This is a genomic window from Actinomadura sp. HBU206391 (assembly GCF_014323665.1).
Taxonomy (GTDB): Bacteria; Actinomycetota; Actinomycetes; order Streptosporangiales; family Streptosporangiaceae; genus Actinomadura_C.
The window spans coordinates 1-3,222 of record NZ_JABVEB010000437.1 but is presented as its reverse complement, the minus strand read 5'-3'; the positions used below and the strand labels follow the sequence as shown (position 1 = coordinate 3,222).

At 66.3% G+C, this 3,222-nt stretch carries 3 protein-coding genes; all 3 read left to right on the top strand.

What is annotated here, in order from left to right; all coding sequences use genetic code 11:
- The first annotated feature begins 318 nt into the window (after positions 1–318).
- Positions 319–897, top strand: a complete 579-nt coding sequence (locus HKK72_RS37890) for a dihydrofolate reductase family protein (protein ID WP_187239205.1) — start codon at positions 319–321, stop codon at positions 895–897.
- A 290-nt stretch (positions 898–1,187) separates the two neighbouring features.
- A complete protein-coding gene (locus HKK72_RS37885; protein WP_187239204.1) occupies positions 1,188–1,511 on the top strand; it encodes a YciI family protein in 324 nt (107 codons plus the stop codon).
- On the top strand, positions 1,508–2,740 hold the full coding sequence (locus tag HKK72_RS37880; protein WP_315987650.1) for an RNA polymerase sigma factor: 1,233 nt from the start codon (positions 1,508–1,510) through the stop codon (positions 2,738–2,740). The genes HKK72_RS37885 and HKK72_RS37880 overlap by 4 nt, the downstream gene beginning before the upstream one ends.
- Positions 2,741–3,222 lie beyond the last annotated feature (482 nt).

The following is a 3,222-nucleotide window of genomic DNA, read 5'->3' as shown; positions in this document are numbered from 1 at the left end:
TTCTGGCGCAGGACACTAGACGACCGACCGGTTCCTGGCCGTATGGCCAAGACCGTTGGAAACGAGAAGTACCTCGCCGCCTCTAGATCATCGAGGCCTTCGACCTGAGGAATGGTCAAGACCTGTGAATCGGCGTGCCACGCTCTTCTTCCCCCGCCGTGTCGCTGGCCATGCTGACCTTCGCCACCGTCTTGGCCGTGGTCAAGCCCTGGGACCGCATCCGGGGCGGCCGGGCCCCAAAGTCCAACGGCGATAAGTCTCGTTGTCGTTCCCAGTCTGTCTCTTCACACCCGATCAACCGTACTCGAGGAGAACATCATGACCGCTACCTACACTTTCGACGTCTTCACCAGCCTCGACGGCTTCGGCGCCCACCACGGCGACTGGGGCGGGTACTGGGGCAAGCAAGGCCCCGAGTTTCTCGATCGCCGCCTCGCCTTGTACGACCAGGAGCAACGGATGGTCTTCGGGGCCAACACGTATCGTGCGCACACGCATATGTTGGCCTCGGGCATCGAAGAGTCCGAGCTGAGTGACCCATGGGTCACCCGGATGAGGAACGTGCCGGCAATCGTGGTGTCGAGCACCCTGGAAGGACCCCTCGACTGGCCGGACGCGACCGTCGTGAGCGGCGACGCCGTCGACATCGTCGCCCGGCTCAAGGAGGAGTCCGAGGTACCGTTGCGCTCGCACGGCAGCCTGTCGTTGAATCGGGCGCTGATGGCCGCCGGTCTGGTCGACCGCGTCCAGGTGACGCTCTTCCCTGTGATCACCGGTCAGACCGGGGAGGACCCGATCTTCCAGGGAGCGCCCGACTTCGACCTCGAGCTGATCGAGAGCCGGACACTCGACGGCCACACCCAAGAGCTCATCTACCGGCCCACCCTGCATGTCTGAGTCCATCCATGCCCCCCGTCACGACGTGGTGCTCAAGCTCTTCACCGAGGGGTCGAAGGCCTGCAATCGGAAGGTCGAGGTGCGGCGCAACGCTGCGAAAGCCGCCGACCACGCCTCGGTTGGCGCAGGTGTCCAGCGATGGCTTCGACGAGTCGGATCGTTCACAACCGGCGGTGTACCAGAATGTCCTTGAAAGACATCCGGGAAGCGGTATCGGATCGGGCTGAAGTGTTCGTAGCAGGGGTGAGCGGCGTCCACGAGGAACCCCAAGCACAGGAGATGATCTTCAGATGCAGTACCTGGTTTCTGTGATCCACGACAAGCCCGGCTTGGCCACCCCGACCGAGATGGCGGCCATCAACGCGTTCAACGACGGGCTCAAGGCCGCGGGCTACTGGGTCTTCACCGGCGGCCTCGCGTCACCCAGCACCGCCACCGTCATCGACAACCGGGGCGAGGAGGCGATGTTCTCCGACGGGCCCTTCCTGGAATCGAAGGAGTTCCTCGCCGGCTTCTGGATCCTCGAGGCCGCCGACCTCGACGTGGTGCTCAAGCTCGCTGCCGAGGGGTCGAAGGCCTGCAATCGGAAGGTCGAGGTGCGGCCGTTCCTGTGAGCGTGGTCGACGTCCGGGAGGCGATCACCCACGCCCACCATGAGGAGTGGGCGCGGGTGGTCGCCTCCCTGACCAGGCGCTTCGGTGACCTCGACATCGCCGAGGAGGCGGCGGCCGAAGCGTTCGCGACCGCCGTCCAGCGGTGGCCGGCCGACGGCGTACCCCCCAACCCCGGCGCCTGGCTGACCACCACCGCCAACCGCAAGGCCATCGACCGGATCCGGCGCGAGAACAAGCGCGACGACAAGCAGAAGGAGGCTCAGCTGTTGTACGACAACGACCCGCGGAAGCCTCTCGACGCCATCGACGACGAGCGGCTCCGGCTGATCTTCACCTGCTGTCACCCGGCGCTCGCGATGGAGACGCGCGTGGCGCTGACGCTGCGCATGGTCGCCGGTCTGACCGTGCCCGAGATCGCCCGTGCCTTCCTGGTCCAGGAGAGCACCATGGGGCAGCGGATCACCCGCGCGAAGGCCAAGATCAAAGCGACTCGCATCCCTTATCGGGTGCCGCCCGCGGAGGATCTCCCGGACCGCGTCTCCGGCGTACTCGCCGTTCTCTTCCTCGTCTTCAACGAGGGCTACCTGGCGACCGGCCCCGACACCGATCCCGTACGTCACGACCTGACCGCTGAGGCGATCCGGCTGACTCGCCTGATCCGTGCCCTCATGCCGGCCGACGGTGAGGTGGCCGGGCTGCTGGCTCTGATGCTCCTCACCGAGGCCCGCCGCACCGCCCGGGTTTCGGCGAGCGGCGAACTGGTCACCCTCGACGAGCAGGACCGTGGGGCCTGGGACGCGGCGCTGATCGCCGAGGGCCACCGGCTGGTACGCGAGCGCCTGGCCGCCAGGGTGGCTCCGGGTCGGTACCAGATCCTCGCAGCGATCAGCGCTGTGCACACCTCCGCCCGCGACGTACGCGACACCGACTGGTCGCAAGTCGTCGCCCTCTACGACCAGCTCGTCCACCTCGACCCCTCGCCGATCATCGCCCTCAACCGGGCCGTCGCGGTGGCCGAGCTTGACGGCCCGAAGGTGGCATTGGCGGCCGTCGACCGCCTTGAGGACAAGTTGGCCGGCTATCACGCCTACCATGCGACCCGCGCCGACCTGCTGCGCCGGCTGGGCCGCAGTCAGAAGTCGCGCGCGGCCTACGACAAAGCCATCGAGCTGGCGGGCAACACCGCCGAGATCGCCTACCTGAAGCGCCGACACGACCAGCTGGGGTAACGCCCGCGAATCCCGATCGAAACCCCGTACGAAGCGGCGGCCGGCCCCGATGGAATACGTGGCGCGGGCCAGAGGAAGGTGAAGCACCGGGGTTCGGGGCCAGGCACACGGACGGGCATCCGCAATCGCAATGGCCCACAACGTAGGCACCCCTCGCCTGCTCGCGAAGTGCGGGAGCGCCGTCGAAGTCCTCGACAAGCAGCAGATCGAGGACCCTGCGCTCGCACGTGTAAAGCGCGCGCACTACCGGCCATACGGACAGTCTGTCGGCCATGGCGCACCGTACTCTTCTCGGCACGAGAGTGCGTCGGTCGCATCAGGGCCGTCTGAGGGACGTCACGGAATGTCACCAGACATCGGCGCCATCGACAACGCAGAACTGTGTGAAGATCTGCAAAATGGTGTCACTTCTCGCGGATATCGAGCATCGCGCCGAGGGATGCGTGGTTCCGAAACTACGGAACATCTGGTGCTCGTTCTCG

What these genes read in the sequence shown, in the direction of transcription:
- HKK72_RS37890 (WP_187239205.1), top strand. Translation starts at nt 319, where the DNA reads ATGACCGCTACCTACACTTTCGACGTCTTCACCAGCCTCGACGGCTTC.
- HKK72_RS37885 (WP_187239204.1), top strand. Translation starts at nt 1,188, where the DNA reads ATGCAGTACCTGGTTTCTGTGATCCACGACAAGCCCGGCTTGGCCACC.